This window comes from Streptomyces albicerus, from assembly GCF_008905045.1.
Lineage (GTDB): Bacteria > Actinomycetota > Actinomycetes > Streptomycetales > Streptomycetaceae > Streptomyces > Streptomyces albicerus.
Genome location: NZ_VWMY01000020.1, coordinates 22,803 through 42,058, shown reverse-complemented (window position 1 = coordinate 42,058; position 19,256 = coordinate 22,803). Strand labels below are relative to the sequence as shown.

Annotated in this window: 14 protein-coding genes and 1 tRNA gene; 3 read left to right on the top strand and 12 right to left on the bottom strand. The window is 70.7% G+C overall.

The genetic code is table 11. From position 1 onward, the window contains the following. Positions 1 to 15: 15 nt before the first annotated feature. Complete coding sequence (locus GAS53_RS19275) at positions 16 to 4,605, top strand: PAS domain-containing protein (protein WP_151478874.1); 4,590 nt, start codon at positions 16 to 18, stop codon at positions 4,603 to 4,605. A 162-nt stretch (positions 4,606 to 4,767) separates the two neighbouring features. Here the strand turns inward: GAS53_RS19275 and GAS53_RS19270 are convergent, their stop codons facing one another. The 8 genes from GAS53_RS19270 to GAS53_RS19235 form a co-directional block, all read right to left on the bottom strand. Further along, positions 4,768 to 6,411 (bottom strand): long-chain fatty acid--CoA ligase, encoded by a 1,644-nt coding sequence (locus GAS53_RS19270; RefSeq protein ID WP_151478987.1) that lies wholly within the window; start codon positions 6,409 to 6,411, stop codon positions 4,768 to 4,770. 321 nt (positions 6,412 to 6,732) lie between these two features. Then, a complete protein-coding gene (locus tag GAS53_RS19265; protein ID WP_151478873.1) occupies positions 6,733 to 7,278 on the bottom strand; it encodes a SigE family RNA polymerase sigma factor in 546 nt (181 codons plus the stop codon). 592 nt (positions 7,279 to 7,870) lie between these two features. Further along, the gene (locus GAS53_RS19260) at positions 7,871 to 9,043 is read right to left on the bottom strand and encodes a lipid-transfer protein (protein WP_151478872.1); all 1,173 of its coding nucleotides are present in this window, start codon (positions 9,041 to 9,043) and stop codon (positions 7,871 to 7,873) included. Continuing rightward, complete coding sequence (locus GAS53_RS19255; RefSeq protein WP_192583181.1) at positions 9,040 to 9,474, bottom strand: MaoC family dehydratase; 435 nt, start codon at positions 9,472 to 9,474, stop codon at positions 9,040 to 9,042. Before GAS53_RS19255 ends, GAS53_RS19260 begins: the two co-directional genes overlap by 4 nt. Positions 9,475 to 9,491: 17 nt before the next feature. After that, positions 9,492 to 10,550 carry an acyl-CoA dehydrogenase family protein gene (locus tag GAS53_RS19250; RefSeq protein ID WP_151478870.1) on the bottom strand — a complete coding sequence of 353 codons (1,059 nt, stop codon included), beginning with the start codon at positions 10,548 to 10,550 and terminating at the stop codon, positions 9,492 to 9,494. 1 nt (position 10,551) lies between these two features. After that, positions 10,552 to 11,685, bottom strand: a complete 1,134-nt coding sequence (locus GAS53_RS19245; RefSeq protein ID WP_404829255.1) for a bifunctional MaoC family dehydratase N-terminal/OB-fold nucleic acid binding domain-containing protein — start codon at positions 11,683 to 11,685, stop codon at positions 10,552 to 10,554. A 92-nt stretch (positions 11,686 to 11,777) separates the two neighbouring features. Beyond that, complete coding sequence (locus GAS53_RS19240) at positions 11,778 to 12,992, bottom strand: acyl-CoA dehydrogenase family protein (protein ID WP_151478869.1); 1,215 nt, start codon at positions 12,990 to 12,992, stop codon at positions 11,778 to 11,780. Positions 12,993 to 13,265: 273 nt separating this feature from the next. Then, positions 13,266 to 13,577, bottom strand: a complete 312-nt coding sequence (locus GAS53_RS19235; RefSeq protein ID WP_151478868.1) for a hypothetical protein — start codon at positions 13,575 to 13,577, stop codon at positions 13,266 to 13,268. A gap of 372 nt (positions 13,578 to 13,949) precedes the next feature. Between GAS53_RS19235 and GAS53_RS19230 the strand changes: the two genes are divergently transcribed. Further along, complete coding sequence (locus GAS53_RS19230; RefSeq protein ID WP_151478867.1) at positions 13,950 to 14,822, top strand: bifunctional DNA primase/polymerase; 873 nt, start codon at positions 13,950 to 13,952, stop codon at positions 14,820 to 14,822. 10 nt (positions 14,823 to 14,832) lie between these two features. Here GAS53_RS19230 and GAS53_RS19225 read toward each other — a convergent pair whose 3' ends face one another. The 4 genes from GAS53_RS19225 to GAS53_RS19210 all read right to left on the bottom strand — a co-directional run bounded on the left by GAS53_RS19225 (position 14,833) and on the right by GAS53_RS19210 (position 18,109). Beyond that, entirely contained in the window at positions 14,833 to 15,168 is a 336-nt protein-coding gene (locus GAS53_RS19225; RefSeq protein ID WP_151478866.1) for an ankyrin repeat domain-containing protein, read from the bottom strand. 224 nt (positions 15,169 to 15,392) lie between these two features. Further along, the gene (locus GAS53_RS19220; protein WP_151478865.1) at positions 15,393 to 15,833 is read right to left on the bottom strand and encodes a VOC family protein; all 441 of its coding nucleotides are present in this window, start codon (positions 15,831 to 15,833) and stop codon (positions 15,393 to 15,395) included. A gap of 636 nt (positions 15,834 to 16,469) precedes the next feature. Beyond that, positions 16,470 to 16,556: transfer RNA gene (locus GAS53_RS19215), tRNA-Ser, on the bottom strand. A gap of 59 nt (positions 16,557 to 16,615) precedes the next feature. Next, positions 16,616 to 18,109, bottom strand: coding sequence for a S1C family serine protease (locus GAS53_RS19210; RefSeq protein WP_151478864.1), 1,494 nt, complete (start codon positions 18,107 to 18,109; stop codon positions 16,616 to 16,618). Between the two features lie 278 nt (positions 18,110 to 18,387). On the opposite strand from GAS53_RS19210, the gene GAS53_RS19200 reads away from it, so the two are divergent. After that, complete coding sequence (locus tag GAS53_RS19200) at positions 18,388 to 19,200, top strand: glycerophosphodiester phosphodiesterase (RefSeq protein WP_151478863.1); 813 nt, start codon at positions 18,388 to 18,390, stop codon at positions 19,198 to 19,200. Positions 19,201 to 19,256 lie beyond the last annotated feature (56 nt).

Genomic DNA, 19,256 nt, shown 5'->3' with positions numbered 1-19,256 from the left:
GGGAGGAAGCGTCTCGTGAGCAGCAGGCCATCCCGAGGCGCTGCTCGCCTCGCAGCCATACTCGACGCGCTTCCCGACGCGTTGGTGCTGGTCAACGCCAATGGAACGGTCGTCAACGCCAACACCATCGCCCTGGAGGCCTTCGAGGCCCCGGGCACCGCGCTCGTCGGACGCGGACTGCTCGATCTGCTGCCGCAGTTCGACTCACGGCTCATCCCCGGCACCATGCGGCGGCCCGACACCGTCGACGCGAGCGGCCGTACCCGGCCGACCCGGATGATCGCCCGCCGCACCGACGGCAGCGAGTTCCCGGTCGAGGTCACGAGCGCGAATCTGGAGAACGGGCAGCAGGCGTACGACGGTTACGGCTACACCAGCGATGAGCTGCTGATGCTCGTCGTACGGGACCTCTCCGGCACCGTCGACACAGAGGCCGAGCTGGCGCGTTCTCAGCGGCAGACGGAGATGATCCTGCGCGCCGCCTCCGAGGGTGTCGTGGGGACGGACACCGAGGGACGAGTCGTTCTCGTCAACCCGGCCGCCGCTCAGATACTCGGCTTCCGTGCCAGCGACCTGGGCGGGCAGGAACTGCACCCGCTGATGCTCCACTCGCGTGCCGACGGCGAGCCCTTCCCGTACGAGGAGTCGCCGCTCGCCGACACGCTGCGCTCCGGGCGCAAGCACCGGGTGCGCGGGCAGGTGGTGTGGTCCAAGAGCGGCGACAAGGTGCCGGTCGATCTGACCACCGCGCCCGTACGGGACGGGGACCAGCTCGTCGGGGCCGTGATGACCTTCACGGACCGGCGTGCGTACGACGCCCTCGCCCAGGAGAAGGACACCGAGGCCAAGCGGCATCAGGAGGAGCTCGCGCGGGCTGCCGAGGAGCACACGGCGGAGCTTGCCTCGCTCCGGGAGGAGCGCGGCAGGGAACTCGCCGAGCTGCGCGAGCAGCACGAGGAGGAACTGGCCGCGGGCGACGACCGGTACGCGGCGCTCGCCGAGCGCGAGAAGGACCGGTTCGAGGCGCTGGCCGCCCGGCACGAGCAGCTGCTCGCCGTCCTGGGGCGTTCCCTGCGCGGACCGCTCGACCAGCTGCGGAGCGAGCTGTCGGCCCTCGCCGCGGACGACGCCGGGCAGTTGTGGCCCGAGGCCAACCAGGTGCTGCACCACCTCTCGGCCGGCTACTCGCGGATCACCACGCTCGTCGACAACGTGCTCGCCTACCAGCGCCTCGACTCCGGGACCGAGGCGGTCACCCGTACGAAGGTGATGCTGGACGCGGTCGTCGCGGCCGGTGTCGACGGGGCGGTCGAGCTGATCGGGCCCGGGCGGGTGCAGTTCGCCGTGCACGCGCCGCCCATCGAGGCCGAGGTCGACCCGCAGCGGCTCGCGACCGCGCTCGCGCATCTCGTCGCGGACGTCGCGGGCGTCGACTCCACGGGCAACGCCCCGGTCTCGGCCGGCGGCTACATGGACAACACGGTCGTCGTGGCGGCCGCGCAGCGCGGTGAGGTCGTACGGATCGAGGTGCGCGGGCCGTACACCGGGGGAGACCCGGTGCACGAGCCGATCGTGCGCGGAATCGTGCGCGCGCACGGCGGGGTGCTGCAGACGCATGAGGTGCCCGGGATGAGCGGCAGTGCGTTCGTCCTTGAGGTGCCTATCGGGGGTGGGGCCGGGGCGGTTCCTGCTCCCGGTGCGGGTGCCGACGCGAGTGTGGGTGCGGACGCGGGTGTGGATTCGGGCTCGGCGTCGGACGGCGGCGGGGCCGGGGGGTCGGGCCCCGGTGGTGCGGTCGGTTCCGCGGTCGCGCTGCCCGAGCAGACTTCCCCGCAGGGGGGCGGGCGACGGCGGGCCAGGCGGGCTTCCGTCGATGCCTTCCTGGAGAGCGAGGTCGGGCCCTCGACGGAGACGGCCGTGCCCACCGGACGGCGCAGGCGCGCCGCCGGGGACGGGGCACAGCCGGCGCTTCCGGCTCAGGCATCTGCGGATGAGGGCGGCGCCGAGGGCTCCGGTGGGACCGGACGGAGGCGTGGGCGGCCCAGTCCTGCCGAAGGCGGTGGAGTCTCCGAGGGCGCGGTCGTGACCGCGGCCGAGCATGCGGCGGGTACCGCGGCTACGGGGCTCGGGGAGACCGTGCCTCCGCAGGGCGTGCCCGCACCCGGTGGCGGACGGCGTGCGCGACGCGACGTCGAGCCGCAGGCACTGCCGGCGGCGTTGCCCGCGGCTCCTTCTCCCTCTGCCTCTCCCTCTGCCTCTCCGGAGGCGAGTGCGGGCGGCAGTGGTGGCGGGGCTGCTCAGCCGACCGGGCGGCGTCGCCGTGCGCTGGCCGCTGCGGCGGAGCGTGCGGCGGCCCAGGAAGCGGGGCCGCGTTCGGTGTTCGCACTGCCGCCGGCCGAGGCGGACCGCTCTCCCGAGTACGCCGCTCAGCACGCCGAAGCCCACGGCCAGGCTCACGCCCAGGCCCAGGCCCAGGCCCAGGCCCAGGCCCAGGCCCAGGCACACGCCCAGGCCCAGGCCGACAACGGGCGCCACGACGCGGCGTTGCACGACCCGGCCGAGGACCACACTCCGCCCCAGCCGCATCCGGTGCAGGCGCCCGGTGGGCGTCGGCGAGCTCGCCAGGGGGCGGGCGAGGGCGATGGGGCCACCGCCGCTGCACCGGGGATTTCCGGGCAGGTGGGCTCGGTGCAGGGTGCTCCCCCCGCGCCCGGTCCGTCTGGTGTGCCCGGTCAGGGCATTCCTGGGCAGCTGATGCCAGGGCAGGCGGTTCCCGGACAAGGGGTGCCTGCGCAGCTGGGCCCCGTGCAAGGCGATCCCGGGCAGGCCATGCCCGGACAGCTGCCCCCCGCGCAAGGCGTCCCCGCCGAGGGCACACCCACGCAGGCTGCCCCCGGACAGCCCGCACCCGCACCCGTACCCGCGCAGGGAACCCCAGGTCAGAGCACCCCTGCCCAGGCCGCTCCCGTTCCCGGGCAGGCCGTTCCTCCGCAGGGCATGCCCCAGCCGGGCACCCCAGGACAGGCTCTCCCGCCGCAGGCTGCCCCTGGTCAGGCCATCCCAGCAGGACCTGTCGGCCCCGCGGGCGGAGTCCCGGTAGCCGCTACGCCCGCCCAGGGCGCTCCCGCGGCCGCGCAGACCGCCCAGCCGCAGCCGCCCCAGATCCCCGCGACCGCAGCCGCGGCCGCGCCCCCGCAGCCCTGGCCGGGCGGCGCAACCGACTCTTCTGGCGCCGGGGTCCCCGTGCAGCAGCCTGAAGCCGCCGCGGCTCCGCAGCCCTGGCCGGGCACGGCCGATGCTCCGGCGGACCCGGAACCCGCTCCCGCCCAGGAGCAGCCCCGCGCCGCCCAGCCGCTCCCCGCCGAGGCCATGCCCCCGCCGGCCATCGACCCCAACTCGACACAGGGCCGCGCGATCAGCGTCCGTACCCTCGGGCAGGGGGTCCCGTTCGGCCGCCGTATGAACGACGCGCAACAGCCCCGGCCGAGCCGGTCCGCGTCCCAGGCGCCCCAGCCGCTGCCCCAGGTCCAGGCGCAGGCCAAGGCCCAGGCCCAGCCCGCGGCGCAGACCGGTGCCGCGCCGCAGCCCCAGGCACCCACGCCTCCCCCGCACGCGACCAACGGCTCCGGGCGTCGCCGTAAGCTCGGCACCCGCACCGAGCCCGTCACCGACGGTGCCGAGCAGACGGAGACGGCCGCCCGCCCGCACCCGCAGGCCGCAGGGCCGCAGTCCCGGCTGGCCAACGCGACCGAGGGCACCGGCCGTTCGTACGCCATAGGGGCCCCCGACGAGAACGCCGACGAAGGCCCCGAGCCGCTCGACGGCCCCGGCGGCGCGGTCGAGGTCGCGAACCAGCCCCAGCCGCAGCCGATGGACGACGAGCTTCCCCCGGAGCCGCTGGACAACCCGCGTCGGCTACTGGTCTGGCCCGCGCCGGACGTCACCACCCAGCAGGCGCTGAGCGACCGCGGCTACCGGCCCGTCATCGTGCACTCGCGCGAGGAGGTCGACGCGCAGATCGCCGCCTTCCCGGCCGCGCTGTTCGTCGACCCGCTCACGGGTCCGATCACGCGTACGGCGCTCCAGTCGCTGCGCCAGGCCGCCGTCGCCGCCGAGGTACCGGTCCTGGTGACGGCAGGCCTCGGCCAGGCGACGCGTGAGGCTGCGTACGGCGCCGACCCCGCCGTACTCCTCAAGGCCCTTGCGCCCCGGGACAGCGAGCAGCACCCGCCGCGCGTCCTGCTCATCGAGGAGCACGCGGAGATCGCCCTCGCGCTGACCTCGACGCTGGAGCGACGCGGGATGCAGGTCGCGCGGGCCTCGTCCGACGCGGACGCCGTCACACTGGCCTCGCAGATGCGGCCGAACCTGGTCGTGATGGACCTGATGCAGGTACGCCGCCGCCGTGCCGGAATCGTCGACTGGCTGCGCGCGAACGGCCAGCTCAACCGCACCCCACTCGTCGTCTACACCGCCGCCGTCGATCAGACGGAACTGCCGCGCCTGGCGGCGGGGGAGACGGTCCTGTTCCTCGCGGAACGGTCGACGAGCGCCGAGGTACAGGGGCGGATCGTGGATCTGCTGGCACGGATCGGCACGAACTGAACGTGTGCTTCGGCACGAACTGGGCGTGTGCGTCGCAGGAACTGAGCGTCGGCTCGCCCTGATCGTTCGCATACGTGGGTTGGGGCGCTGTTTCACGTGAAACAGCGCCCCAACCCACGTACTGGCCTAAAACGCCTCGGAAAACAGGCGGTTCAGCAACCCTCAGATCTGCGTGACGTCCAGCTCGCCCGCCGCGTACTGCCTGCGCAGCACCTTCTTGTCGAACTTGCCGACGCTTGTCTTCGGTACGGACTCGATGATCGTCCAGCGCTCGGGGAGCTGCCATTTGGCGATCTTGCCTTCGTCGGCGAGGAAGGCACGCAGGGTCTCGAAGTCGGCGCTGGAGCCTTCCTTCAACACGACGGTGGCGAGCGGGCGCTCGCCCCACTTGTCGTCCGGGACGGCGACGACGGCGGCCTCCGCGACGTCCGGATGGGACATGAGGGCGTTCTCCAGCTCGACCGAGGAGATCCACTCGCCGCCGGACTTGATGACGTCCTTGGCCCGGTCGGTGAGGGTCAGGAAGCCGTCCGGGCTGATCGTGCCGACGTCGCCGGTCTTGAGCCAGCCGTCCTCGCTGAACTTGTCGGCGGGGCGCAGGACCTCGGCGCCCTGACCGCCGTAGTACGCGCCCGCGATCCACGGACCACGCACCTCCAGCTCACCCGCCGACTCGCCGTCCCACGGCAGCCGCTCGCCGCCCGGGCCGGTCAGCCGGGCTTCGACGCTCGCCGGGAAGCGTCCCTGCGTGAGGCGGTACGCGAACTCCTCGTCCGTACCGATCACATGGGCCGGCGGCCGCGCGATCGTGCCGAGCGGCGAGGTCTCCGTCATGCCCCAGGCGTGGCAGACGCGCATTCCCAACTCGTCGAAGGCCTTCATGAGGGCGGGCGGACAGGCGGAGCCGCCGATGGTGACCTGGGTCAGCGAACTCACGTCCCGGGGCTTGGCGTTGAGCTCCGCGAGCAGGCCCTGCCAGATCGTGGGGACGGCGGCCGCGTGCGTCGGGCGCTCGCTCTCGATCATCTCGGCGAGCGGAGCGGGCTGGAGGAACCGGTCCGGCATCAGCACATTCACGCCGGTCATGAACATCGCGTGCGGCAGGCCCCAGGCGTTCACATGGAACTGCGGGACCACGACGAGGGACGTGTCCTGGTCGGTGAGACCCATGGACTGGGCCATGTTGACCTGCATGGAGTGCAGGTAGATGGAGCGGTGGGAGTAGATGACTCCCTTGGGGTCGCCGGTCGTGCCGGAGGTGTAGCACATGGCCGCGGCCTGGCGTTCGTCCAGTTCCGGCCAGTCGTAGCTGTCCGGCTTGCCCGCGATCAGGTCCTCGTACTCGTGCACCTGGACCGTCGTCCCGTCCAGCAGCGAACGGTCGCCGGGGCCGGAGACGACCACGTGCTCGACCGACTTGAGGTGCGGCAGCAGCGGCGCGAGCAGCGGGAGCAGCGAACAGTTGGCCACGATCACGCGGTCGGCAGCGTGGTTGACGATCCAGACGAGCTGCTCCGGAGGCAGCCGGAGGTTGAGTGTGTGCAGGATCGCGCCCATGGCGGGGATCGCGTAGTACGCCTCGACGTGTTCGGCGTTGTTCCACATCAGCGTGGCGACCCGGTCGTCGTCCCGGACGCCGAGGTCATCGCGCAGCGCGTGCGCCAGCCGGGCCGCCCGCACCCCGATCTCGGCGAACGAGCGCCGTTGCGGCTCGCCCTCACCGGTCCAGGTGATCACCTGAGATGAACCGTGGATCGTCGACCCGTGGGTCAGGATCCTCGAGATCAGCAGCGGTACGTCCTGCATCGTGCTCAGCACGGCGTCCTCCCGGGGGCGACATTGCCTACGCGGTAGTAAGGGTTGGGCTGATTCTGCTCACATACCGCGCGGTATGTCACTAGTCCAGGATGATCGATCACGTCACGACAGGATTGCTTGCCCCGGGATGAGCTCTGTGTTGGGTGCGCCTGAGGTGGGCTCTGTCAGCCCGACGGGCGGTTGAGGACGAGGCCGTTCGGGTCGAACGGGGGGGCCGGGGGGGCCGGGGCGGAGCCCCGGCAGCGGAGCCGGACCAAGGCAACGGCACCGCGCCGTTCAGCGCACTGGGCCGATCACGCGCTGGACCGATCAGCGCACCGGGCCGAGCTCGGGGTCCTCACGCAGCTTTCCCAGCGCTCGCGACACGGCCGACTTGACCGTACCGATCGACACGCCCAGCACCTCCGCTGTCTGCGCTTCGCTCAGGTCCTCGTAGTACCGCAGCACGACCATCGCCCGCTGCCGCGCGGGCAGCTTCAAGATCGCGCGCCACATCGCGTCATGCAGCGCCTGCTGCTCGGCCGGATCCCCCGCCGGCGGAGCCTCCGGCTCCGGCAGCTCGTCGCACGCGAACTCGTCGACCTTCCGCTTCCGCCACTGCGACGTCCGCGTGTTCAGCAGCGCCCGCCGCACATAACCGTCGAGCGCCCGGTGGTCCTCGATCCGCTCCCATGCGACGTACGTCTTCGTCAGCGCGGTCTGCAGCAGATCCTCCGCGTCGCTCGGATTCGCGGTCAGCGAACGCGCGGTACGCAGCAGCACCGGTTGGCGAGCCTTCACGTACGAGGAGAACGACGGGTACGCAAGGGTCCGCGTCGCCGCATTCGAAGCGCTGGTGCAGACGGGTGTGGTCATGGCTCCACGCTAGGAGCGACCCCTACTCCAGCGGATCGGCCGCAGGTCCCGAAGCCGTGTCCGCCTCAGGTTGTAGGAGGGGGGCTGGCCCCACCTACTGAAGGTGGACGCGAGGCCCCGGCCCTCTGAGGGTTCACCCCTGAGAGACGGCTCCCCTGGGAGTAGCCCGGGCCCCGGAGTGGTGCAGGAGTAGTACGGCCGCGCTCCACGGGCAGTCCAGGGGAGTACGGCTGTGCGCCGGCTGTGCAGTACCCGCCTGCCCGCCGGTAGGGCGCCCCGAGGCGGCACGCCCCTCTCACCTCAGCCGATGCGCGCGACGGGCGCGTCCACCAGGTTGTGGTCGATCACCAGCGTACGGTCACCGTGCCGCTGGCATACATTCCCCGCGTACGAGTGGATGCGCCGCACCGGCGCCCCCCGGGGACCGCCGCAACACGGGCTCCCCGTACAGGCGCACGGGCTCTCCGTACAACCCGGCCCACACTCCCCACCGCGCGAACCACATCACCGACGGCAGATCCCGCACCACGCCCACGCACGCTCTCCACAGGGCGAACGCCCACGCACCGCATGCATCCGTCCCACCCTGGAATCAGCCCCGATCGTCCGATCCCAGGATCAGCCCCGATGTGGGAACCCCCGTCCCCGCGGTCACCAGCACCCGGCGGGCGCCGGCTATCTGGTTCACGGACGTACCGCGGAGCTGTCTGACTCCCTCCGCCACCCCGTTCATCCCGTGCAGGTAGGCCTCGCCGAGCTGCCCGCCGTGCGTGTTCAACGGCAGCCGCTCCTCGGCGACGAAGTCCGCGGCCTCGCCCGGCTTGCAGAACCCGAACTCCTCCAGCTGCGTCAGCACGAACGGCGTGAAGTGGTCGTACAGAATCCCGACGTCGATCCCGGCCGGCGTCAGCCCGGACGTGCGCCACAACTGCCGCGCCACCACGCCCATCTCCGGCAGCCCTGTCAGATCGTCCCGGTAGAAGCTGGTCATCTGCTCCTGCGCCCGTCCCGCGCCCTGGGCTGCCGCGGTGATCACGGCGGGCGGCTGCGGCAGGTCGCGCGCCCGCTCCACCGAGGTGACGACCAGGGCCTGACCGCCGTCGGTCTCCTGACAGCAGTCCAGCAGCCGCAACGGCTCGACGATCCAGCGCGAGGTGGCATGGTCGGCGAGTGTGATCGGTTTGCCGTGGAAGTACGCCGCCGGGTTGGTCGCCGCGTACTTCCGGTCGACGACCGCGACCTGCCCGAACGCCTCGGGCGTCAGCCCGTACGTGTGCAGATACCGCTGGGCCGCCATCGCCACCCAGGACGCGGGCGTGAGCAGTCCGAAAGGCAGCGACCAGCCGAGCGCGGCTCCCTCGGCCGACGGCTCCCGCCGCTGTACCCCGGAACCGAATCTCCGTCCCGACCGCTCATTGAACGCCCGGTAGCACACCACCACTTCGGCCACCCCCGTGGCCACCGCGAGCGCGGCCTGCTGGACGGTCGCGCAGGCCGCCCCGCCGCCGTAGTGGATCCGCGAGAAAAAGGACAGCTCGCCCATGCCGGCCGCTTGCGCGACGGTGATCTCCGGGCTGGTGTCCATCGTGAACGTCACCATGCCGTCCACATCACCCGGCGTGAGCCCCGCGTCGTCGAGTGCGGCCCGCACCGCCTCGACCGCCAGCCGCAGCTCACTGCGCCCCGAGTCCTTGGAGAACTCGGTGGCCCCGATCCCGACGATCGCCGCCCGCCCGCCGAGGATGTCCCTCGTCCGTACGCTCATGGCCGGCTCTCCGCTCCCTGGACCGCGGTGCCCTCAGCACCGGCTCCCGCTCCCGGGACAGTGACCGTCACCGTCCCCGTGACATGCCTGCCGATCCCGTTGGCCCCGACGACTTTCACTGTCGCCGTGTCGCCCTGGACGTCCTCCACCGTGCCGGTCAACACCATCGTGTCGCCGGGGTAGTTGGGGGCCCCCAGTCTGATCGCCACCCTGCGGAGCACGGCCCCGGGCCCGAAGTGGTCCGTGATGTAGCGCCCGACCAGCCCGTTGGTCGTCAGGATGTTCATGAAGATGTCCGGCGAACCCTTCTGCCGCGCCAGCTCCGCGTCGTGGTGCACGTCCTGGTAGTCGCGCGAGGCGATCGCCCCGGCCACGATGAGCGTGCGGGTGATCTCGATCTCCAGCGGCGGCAGCGCGTCCCCGGCGCGCACCGGCCCGACCCCCGTGTTCATGCGTCCCCCTCTCCGCGCACGATCAACTCCCCCAGCTCCTGGAGCACTTCGCTCCCGCACCCCAGATACGCGTCCAGCTGCCGCCCCCACAGAAAGTGGCGGTGCACGGGATGGTCGAGGTCGGCTCCCGTGCCGCCGTGCAGATGCTGGCCGGCGTGGACGACGCGGTGCCCCGCCTCCGACGCCCACCAGGCTGCGGTCAGCGCGTGTGTGGCGTAGTCCAGCCCCTCGTCCCGTCGCCACGCCGCTTCGTACGCCGTGACCCGTATCGCCTCCGTGTCCATGTACGCGTCGGCCGCCCGGAGTTGGACTCCTTGCTTGGCCGCGAGCGGCCGCCCGAACTGCTCGCGGGTGTTGGTGTGCGCCACCGCCCGAGCCACCGAACCCGCGCACACTCCGGCCTGCAGCCCCGCGAAAGCAGTGCGGGCGGTGGCCAACACGTCGTCGTATGCCTCTGCCTCCCCTACGTCCCCTACGTCCGCTTCCGGGCCGCCGAGCCGCTCGCCCGACGCGGCGTCCAAGGTCAGCCGTCCCGCCGACCAGGGCGCCATCAGCTCGACGGGTTCGCACCGCGCGTCGACGGTCCGTACCAGCCACAGCCGGCGCTCGTCGTCCGCGACGAGGACATGCGTGGCGTCGCGGAGCCACGGCACCACGGGGACGACACCGCTCAACTCCCCAGCTCCGCCCGCCCGTACGGCCGCCGTGGGCAGGGCGCCGGTCACCACCACCGTCCCGTCCCCGATCCCCGGCAGCAGCCGCTTTCGCTGCTCGGCCGAACCGTGGGCCGACACCGCCAGCAGCCCGTACACACAACTCGCCGCGAACGGCACCTGGGCCGTCGTCCGCCCCTGCTCCTCCAACAGGAGCACCAGCCCGAGAAGCCCTATGTCCTCGACGGCGGCCAGGAGCCCGGCCTCGCACAACGCCTTCCACAGCTCGGCGTCACTGCCGGTACCAGCGGCGGTCAGCCGCTCGTGCGTGGACAGGTCGCCGAAGATCCGCGCGGCCAGATCGCGGGCCGCCGCCTGCTCCTCCGTGGGCGTGAAGTCCATGTCAGCCCCCACTCCCCTCGACAGCCCGGAAGACCGGCAGCTCCAACTCCTCGTCCACCCGCTCGAACTCCAGCCGTACCGGCATCCCGATCCGCACCCGGTCGTGCGGCACCCCCACCACATTGCTGATCATCCGCACCCCCTCGGCGAGTTCGATCAGCCCCACCGCGTACGGAGGATCAAAGGCCGGGAAGGGCGGGTGATGCATCACCACGTACGAGTAGACGGTTCCCTCGCCGCCCGCCTCGACCGTGTCCCACTCCAGGCAACCGCACGCGTTGCACCCCGGCAGCCAGGGGAAACGCAGCGTCTTGCACCCGTCGCAGCGCTGTATGAGCAGCCGGTGCCGGGACACGCCCTCCCAGAAGCCGGCGTTGTCGCGATTGACGACAGGGCGAGGTCTCCGGGGCGGGGCAGCCGTCGCGTCCGCTCCGGCCGCCGGTGCCACCGAGGCCTTCGAAGCCACCGGAGCCACCGGAGCCACGGCCACTGTCGCTGCTGCCGCCTTCGAGCCTGCCGCAGCTGCCGCCGAGCCCTCTGCCTGGAAACCTGCCGCGCCGGCTTTCCCCGTGCCTGCCGCCGCTTCCGCCGAGTCTGCCACCCCCGCTGTCGAGCCCGCCGCCACAGCCCCCGAAGCCGCCGCTCCCCCCGTCCCGCCTCCTCTCCGAACCGCAGGCATGTACTTGAGGATCCGGAACCGATGCGTCCCCGCCGGCTCGCCCCCCGCCCGTACCTCCATCCGCGTCGTGACGAAATACCCCGTCCCCAGCTTGGTCGTCTTGCGCTCGGAGACCGACTCGATCAGCGAGTCGAAGGTGATCTTGTCCCCGGGCCGGAGCGGTCGAAGATACTCCTGCTCGCAGTCGGTGGCGACCACCGAGGTGTATCCCGCGGCGTCGAGCAGCCCGAGCAGTTCGTCGTGCACCTTCGAACGCCCGCCGTGCCCGGACAGACCTCCCATCGTCCACGCCTGGAGCATGGTGGGCGGCGCTATGGCGTCGGCACCCACATACGCCGGATTCGTATCCCCCATCGCCTCGCACCAGTGCCGGATCATCGGCTCGTTGACCAGGTCCTTGCCCACGCCTTCGACGGCGGCCGCCCGCCCCTCGTACGCCTTCGCCCGCGCATACACGTCCTCGTACTCGTGCTCGTCATCGTGCTTGTCCTCGTGACCGCCCTCGCCCAAGGCCGCCGCCCCCTCTCCGCTCGAGGCGGCCCTCTCGCTCACCGCCGCCCCCTGGTCATCCCGAGCCGCATCGTCGCCACGATCTCCCGCTGCACCTCGCTCACCCCGCCCCCGAACGTGTTGATCTGCGCCGCTCTGTTCATCCGCTCCAGCTCGCCGTCCCCGAACACACCCGGCGAACCGGAGCGGACCAGCGCGTCCGATCCGACGACTTCCTGACACATTCGGTACACCGCGACGGCCGATTCGGTTCCCACGACTTTCACGCCGCTCGCATCGCCGGGCGCCAGCCGGCCGGCCCCCACGTCACCCACCAAACGCCAGTTGAGCAGGCGTGTTGCCGCCAACCGGGCATGCACTTCGGCCAGCCGCGATCGCACCCATGGCTCGTCAACTCTGCGCCGCCCTGTCACCGGATCGGGGGTGCGGGCCGCGGCCAGCGCGGCCGCGTAGAAATCCTCGGCCTGCATACCGATCGCCGCGAGCGCGACCCGCTCGTGGTTGAGCTGGTTGGTGATGAGCCCCCAGCCGCCGTTCTCCTCGCCGACGAGGTTGGCCGCCGGGACCCGGATGCCGTCGTAGTACGTGGCCGTCGTGGTCAGCCCGCCCACCGTCTCGATCGGCGTCCACGAGAACCCGGGGGTGTCGGTGGGCACGAGCAGGATCGAGATGCCCTGGTGTTTGGGCGCGTCGGGGTCCGTACGGCAGGCGAGCCAGATCCAGTCGGCGTGCTGGGCGTTGGAGGTGAAGACCTTCTGCCCGTCGACGAGCCACTCACCGCCCCCCTTCCCACGCCCCTGCTCAGCCCCCACTCGTACGGCCCGAGTCCGCAGCGACGCCAGATCCGTCCCCGCCGACGGCTCGCTGTACCCGATCGCGAACACGAGTTCCCCGCGCAGGATCCGCGGCAGGAAGAAGTCCTTCTGCTCCTCGGTCCCGTACTTCATGAGCGTCGGCCCGACCGTGTTCAGCGTGACCATGGAGACCGGCGCGCCAGCCCGGTATGCCTCGTCGAAGAAGACGAACTGCTCGTCGGCGCCGCGTCCCTGGCCCTCGTACGCAACGGGCCAGCCAAGCCCCAGCCACCCGTCGGCACCGATCCGGCGCAGCAGCTCACGCTGTCGGCCCGAGGCCTCAGAGCCCCCTGGGTCGCCCGAGTCCGTGAGCGGCGGCCCGTCCGGCATCAGGTCCCGGAAGTACGTGCGGAGTTCGGCGCGCAGTCGTCGCTGGCGCTCGGTGGGGGCGAGATGCACGACGACGGCCCTCCCGGACCTCGTACGAACAAGGGTTTCTGACTGTCCGTCAGATACGGTCGACTGTCAAGGTCACAGACCTCGCCCACGGAGCTGCGGGCGCCCTCCCGGGCCCACGCACGGCCCGCGCACGGCACATACGCGGCACATACGCGGAAACGTCTGCGCGGCGGCACCGAAGTACCGCCGCGCAGACGTGTTACCACCCCACAAAGCACCCCACTAGGGAGGCGTACGACCGCCGGGGGTCTCCAGTCCCCGGCAGCCGCCGGCTCACCAGAGCTCGGTGAAGTTGACGGCGGTGTTCTTGTTCGACTGGTCGATGGCCGTGAACTCGGAACCGTTCACCTGGGCCGTGTTGCTCTGGTTCGAGGCACCGGAGCCGACGGCCTGCTGCTGGGTCGTGGACGAGGTGCCGTAGTTGTCGCCGCCGACGCCGCTGTTGCCGACGGTCGCCACGGCCGCGTTCGATCCGTTGTCCGCGAAAGCGCCGTTGTCGGCCGTCGCAACACCTGAGAAGAGGGCGGCCGCGAGAGGCAGGGCTGCCACGGCGGCGAGGACGCGGGCTGTACGGATGCTTGCCATGTCTATTCCTCCAGAAGCGGAAGTACGTACCGGCCAGGACCGGCTGAGTACGGCTTGTTCCCGGGCAGTTGGCCGACCGCCTCGGTGTGCGTCACGACGTCGCGAGACCAGAGTTGCCCACCGAATCCCCGGCGAACCACCCCGGAAGCCACTATTCGCTCGCAAGCGTGAGGACATGTCGATAAACCCCCTTCGCGCCTCCGAAACCGCAGTTCAGGGTGGTGCGGGCACCCCAATCCCATACGCCGCAAGGGATGAAGCGTTCCGGCACATTTTCGGCCAATCTCCCCGGACCGGTTTCCACCCCTCCAGGACGTCCTCCCTCAGCCCGACCCTCTTCCCTTTTTCGAACACTCGTACGAACATGGGGTCATGGCCACCATCGACCGGCAGGCCACGACGCTGGCCCTCGCACACGCCCTGTCAGCCGCCGAACGCGGACTGGCCGTCATCCCTCTGTCCCGCACCAAGCTCCCGGCGCTGCGCTCACCGCACCGCGACGACCCGACGGCCCCGCCCTGCCACGGCGAGTGCGGCCGTTTCGGGCACGGGGTGTACGACGCCTCGACCGACCCGCGACGCATCCGCGAGCTCTTCGCCGCCGCCCCCTGGGCCACCGGCTACGGCATCGCGTGCGGACTGGACCCGCACCACCTCATCGGCATCGACCTCGACACCAAATCGGGTACGGACTCGTCGGCGGCTCTCCGGGAACTGGCCCTGCGCCACCTGTTCACGATCCCCGAGACGGTCGTCGTGCTGACCCCCAGCGGCGGCCGCCACCTCTGGCTGAGCGGCCCGCCCGACGTCGTCGTCCCCAACTCCGCGGGCCGCCTCGCCCCCGGCATCGACATCCGCGGCGCCGGCGGCTACCTCGTCGGCCCCGGCTCACGCACCGAACACGGCGCCTACAGCACGGCTCCGGGCACCGCCCACCTGGCTCCCGCCCCCTGCCCGCCCTCTCTCCTGCGCATCCTCCTGCCGCCGCCCCGCACCTCTCAACCCGCCCCCGCCTCGACAGGCCAGCACGGCCAGGGCCTCGTCCAGTTCGTCCGCTCCGCCCACGAGGGCCAGCGCAACACCCGCCTGTTCTGGGCAGCCTGTCGCGCATACGAGAACGGCCTCGGCCCGGAACTGACGGAGGCACTCGTCGACGCCGCCGTCCGCACGGGCCTCACCGAACGCGAGGCCCGCTCGACCATCACGTCGGCGTCCCGCATGACGCGGCACGGTCCAGGCAGTTGAGACCGCACGCTCATGTGTTACTGGCGCCTCGCCCGCTGATGTGGGCCCGCAGCAGCTTCACCGCCAGGTCGTGGCCGTACCGATCGGCCACGTCCATGGGGGTGTCACCGTCTGGATCTGCGAGCTCCGGGTCGGCCCCGAAGGCCAGCAGCACAGCAGTGGTATGCACGGCCAACGGCTGGCCGCTCTGGAGCGAGCCATCGCCCTCGACGTCGATCGCGTGCGTCAGCAGCGTCATGTTGCTGAAGACCTCATTGGGATCGGCACCGTCAGCCAGCAACCGGGCCAGGGTCGCCGCATCCTCGTGCTCAACCGCGTGATGGGCGGGCGTCCAGTAGTCGCTCACCAAGGCATTCAACCGCCACCGCAGCACGTCTGCCAGCGACTATCTACACGGCCACTCACCAATTGAGATGACGTCTCAATTGGCCATGATCACTCGTCCCATGGCAGCTCCCGCCCAAAGCCGCGGAGCCAACCGCGATCACAGCTGAGGGTCGTAGGCGATTTTGGGCCAGTACTCTCGCGATCAATACGCCCAAATATGACAAGAATTGCGAAGTTACCTTCTCAGCGCAGTTGCTCGGCCAGTCCGACGATGATGCTCTCCGGGCCGCGGAGGTAGCAGAGCAGATAGCTGTCCTCGAACCGGGCGATCTCGCCGACGAGTTCGGCGCCGTGAGGGCGCAGGCGGGCAACGGTGTCCTCGATGTCGTCGACGGCGAACATGACGCGGTGCGTGCCCAGAATGTTGTGCGGCCGGTTGCGCGGCCCGGCGCTGATCGCCGCGGGGCTGCGGTACTTCGACAGCTCGAGCCGGCTGTGACCGTCTGGGGTCCGGACCATCGCGATGTCACAGCGGACGCCGTCGAGTCCGGTGCACTGGTCGGCGACGAGGCCCTCGACCTCCGCCCTGTCCTCCAGCTCCATACCGAGTTCCACGAAGAACGCGATGGCGGCATCCATGTCCTCGACGACGATGCCGACGTTGTCCATCCGCTGAATCGCCATGCGGGTTTCTCCTTCTTCCTCGTGCGGCCGGTGGTGGCCGCTTATGTCCCTGGGACGGAGCCGGTGGCACGTTCTCGACATCCGCAGACCGCCGAACTCCGAAAAATCTGGATCGCGCCTCAGGTGAGATCCATCCGGATGTACCAACCCACCGCCAGCACGATGAGAATGGCTCCCACGAAGGCCCACACCGTGGTTGCTGCGCTGTGCGAGGTATAGAGCAGAGCAAGCATGCTCAGCCACGCCTTCTAAGCGCTTGGCCGTAGGTTCGGACTTCTCGGTGTCAATCGTCGGGGCGGGTCCATTCCTCAATGACCCAGGCATCGGCCGCAGTTGAGCGCAGGCGACGGCCAGCTCAGCTCAGCTCAGGCTGCACAGATTCCATGCGGGTGACTGCGTGCAGCAGCGAAGTACAGCAACCACAGCAACCGCCCCGTTCAGCAATGGTCGCTATGGGCTCAACTTCGGCCGGTATGACCATGACCGACCATTCTCTATCGAGCTACGGATCAGAAGGTGCCCGCGCCCCTGCCGTGCCCGATCGACCGGGAACCGGCGGGGAACCACGGTGGTTGACGGATAGCGCACACGAGAAAGGCCCCTGACCGATTTACCTGGTCAGGGGCCATTCAACTGCGGAGGTGGTGGGATTTGAACCCACGGTCACATCGCTGCGACGACGGTTTTCAAGACCGTTCCCTTCGGCCGCTCGGGCACACCTCCCCGCGCCGCACGTGATCCACGGCGCGGAACAAGACTAACGGGTCACCCGCGCGCGCAGGTCAGCTGTCGCCCTCGCGCTGGCCCAGGGTGACGTCGGTCGTGTGCTGCTTGCCGTCGCGGGTGTAGGTGAGCTCGACGGTGTCGCCGGGCTGGTGGGTCCAGATCTCGCCGATCAGGGTGGGGCCGCTGTCGATCACGCGATCGTCGAGCTTGGTGATGACGTCGCCGGGCTTGAGACCGGCCTTGTCGGCGGGGCCGTTCGGAGTGACCGCGTCGGAGCCGCTCGCGCCCTCCTCGGTGATCTTCGCTCCGCCCGTGCCCTCCCCCAGGGAGACCGAGGCACCGATCACCGGGTAGACGGGCTCGCCGGTCTTGATGAGCTGCTGGGCGACGTTCTTCGCCTGGTTGATCGGGATCGCGAAGCCCAGGCCGATGGAACCGGACTGGCTCGTGCCGCCGAGGCCGCCACCGCTCGTCGACTGGATGGCGGAGTTGATGCCGATGACCGAGCCGTTCGCGTCCAGGAGCGGGCCGCCGGAGTTGCCCGGGTTTATCGAGGCGTCGGTCTGCAGGGCGCTCATGTACGAGGCCTTGCTGCTGGAGCTGCCGTCGCTGGAGGCCACCGGGCGGTTCTTGGCGCTGATGATGCCCGTGGTCACCGTGTTCGAGAGGCCGAAGGGCGCGCCGATCGCGATCGTCGAGTCGCCGACGGCGATCTTGTCCGAGTTGCCGAGGGGCAACGGCTGGAGGTTGTTCGGCGCGTCCTTGAGCTTGATGACCGCGACGTCGTAGCCCTGGGCGTGGCCGACCACCTCGGCGTCGTACTTCTTGCCGTTCGAGAAGGTGGCCGTGAGCTTGCCGCTGTCGACCGCCTCCGCCACCACGTGGTTGTTGGTGAGGATGTGGCCCTGCGTGTCGAAGACGAAGCCGGTACCCGTACCGCCCTCGCCGTTGCTGCCCTCGGCCTCTATGGTGACCGTGCTCGGCAGCGCCTTCGCGACCACGCTCGCCACCGCGCCCGAGTCGCGCTTGAGGTCGCCGCCGCTCTCGGAGGCGGAAACCGTCGTGGAGCCCGTCGAGCTGTCGTTCCGGTCGGCCGCCCAGTAGCCGATGCCGCCGCCCACACCACCCGCGACCAGCGCGGCCACCAGGACCGCGGCGACCAGGCCGCCGCGCCCGCCGCCGGACTTGGGCGCGGGCTGCTGGTACGAGGAGCCCCAGGCGTCCCCCGAGCCACCACCGCTCGCGTACGAGGGCGTGGCCGGCGGAGGAGGAGGCGGCCAGGTGCCCGCTTCGGGAGCGGGCCCAGCCCCTGCTGGTGCCCCCGAGGGCACCGGGGGCAACGTGGCCGTCGGTGCGCCTCCTTGGGAAGCGGCGGTCTCCTGGGAGGAGGCCGACCCCTGGGAGGGAGCCGTGCCCTGATGAGGACCCGTGGGGCCCGCTCCCTGCGAAACCGCTTGCTCCGGAGGCGCGGAAGCAGCGGGAGCGTCCACCGGCACGGGAGGTGCAGACGGGGCCGGGGGAACCTCAGTGCCCTCGTTCTCGGTGCTCACAGCTCTTCCTCTCGATCCACGGCTGTTCATTCAGGTCGCACCCGGTCACATTCACTCGCGTGTGATCGACACGCCACTCACGCGTGTTCAGGAACCGGCGCGATTCGGCTATGCGTGTGCTTTTGTACGCCGTCAGCATTTCCCACGGGGCGTCAGGGCACCATAAGCGGTGCCTGTGACTCCGGGATCTTCCTTTATATCGGACAGGTCTGACAAAAACATCGCATGCCTGTGCCACCGCCACCACGCCTACCCACTTGCGATGGCACCATGACGCGGTGACCCACGCACGACAGCACCTGACCCAGGTCGTCGCCCACCGCGGGGCCTCCGAAGAGGCCCCCGAGCACACCCTGGCCGCGTACGAGAAGGCGATCGAGGACGGGGCGGACGCCCTGGAGTGCGATGTACGGCTGACCGCGGACGGACATCTCGTCTGCGTCCACGACCGCCGTGTCAACCGCGTCTCCAACGGCCGCGGCGCCGTCTCCGCCCTGGAACTCTCCGACCTCGCCGCTCTGGACTTCGGCTCCTGGAAGAACCGCGACGAGGCACCCGACTGGGAGCAGCAGCGCCCACCGTCCTGGGAGCAGCAGTCCGTCCTCACACTGGAGCGTCTGCTCGAACTCGTCGCCGACGCCGGTCGCCCCGTGGAGCTCGCCATCGAGACGAAGCACCCCACGCGCTGGGCGGGCCAGGTCGAGGAGCGCCTGCTGGTCCTCCTGAAGCGCTTCGGCCTCGACGCCCCGTCCTCGGCCGCCGAATCGCCCGTACGTGTCATGAGCTTCTCGGCGCGCTCGCTGCACCGCATCCGCGCGGCGTCCCCGATGCTGCCGACGGTCTATCTGCTGCAGTTCGTCTCGCCCCGGTTGCGCGACGGTCGGCTGCCCGCCGGTGTCAGGATCGCGGGCCCCTCGATGAGGATCGTGCGCAATCACCCGGCGTACATCGAGCGTCTGAAGCGGGCCGGGCATCAAGTTCACGTATGGACCGTGAACGAGCCCGAGGACGTCGATCTCTGCGTCGAGCTGGGCGTCGATGCCATCATCACCAACCGCCCGCGCGCGGTACTGCGCCAGCTGGGCCGCTGACCTGCGACCCCCGGGGCCCCGATCACCTCACATCCGCACTCTCGGCCACACCGTCG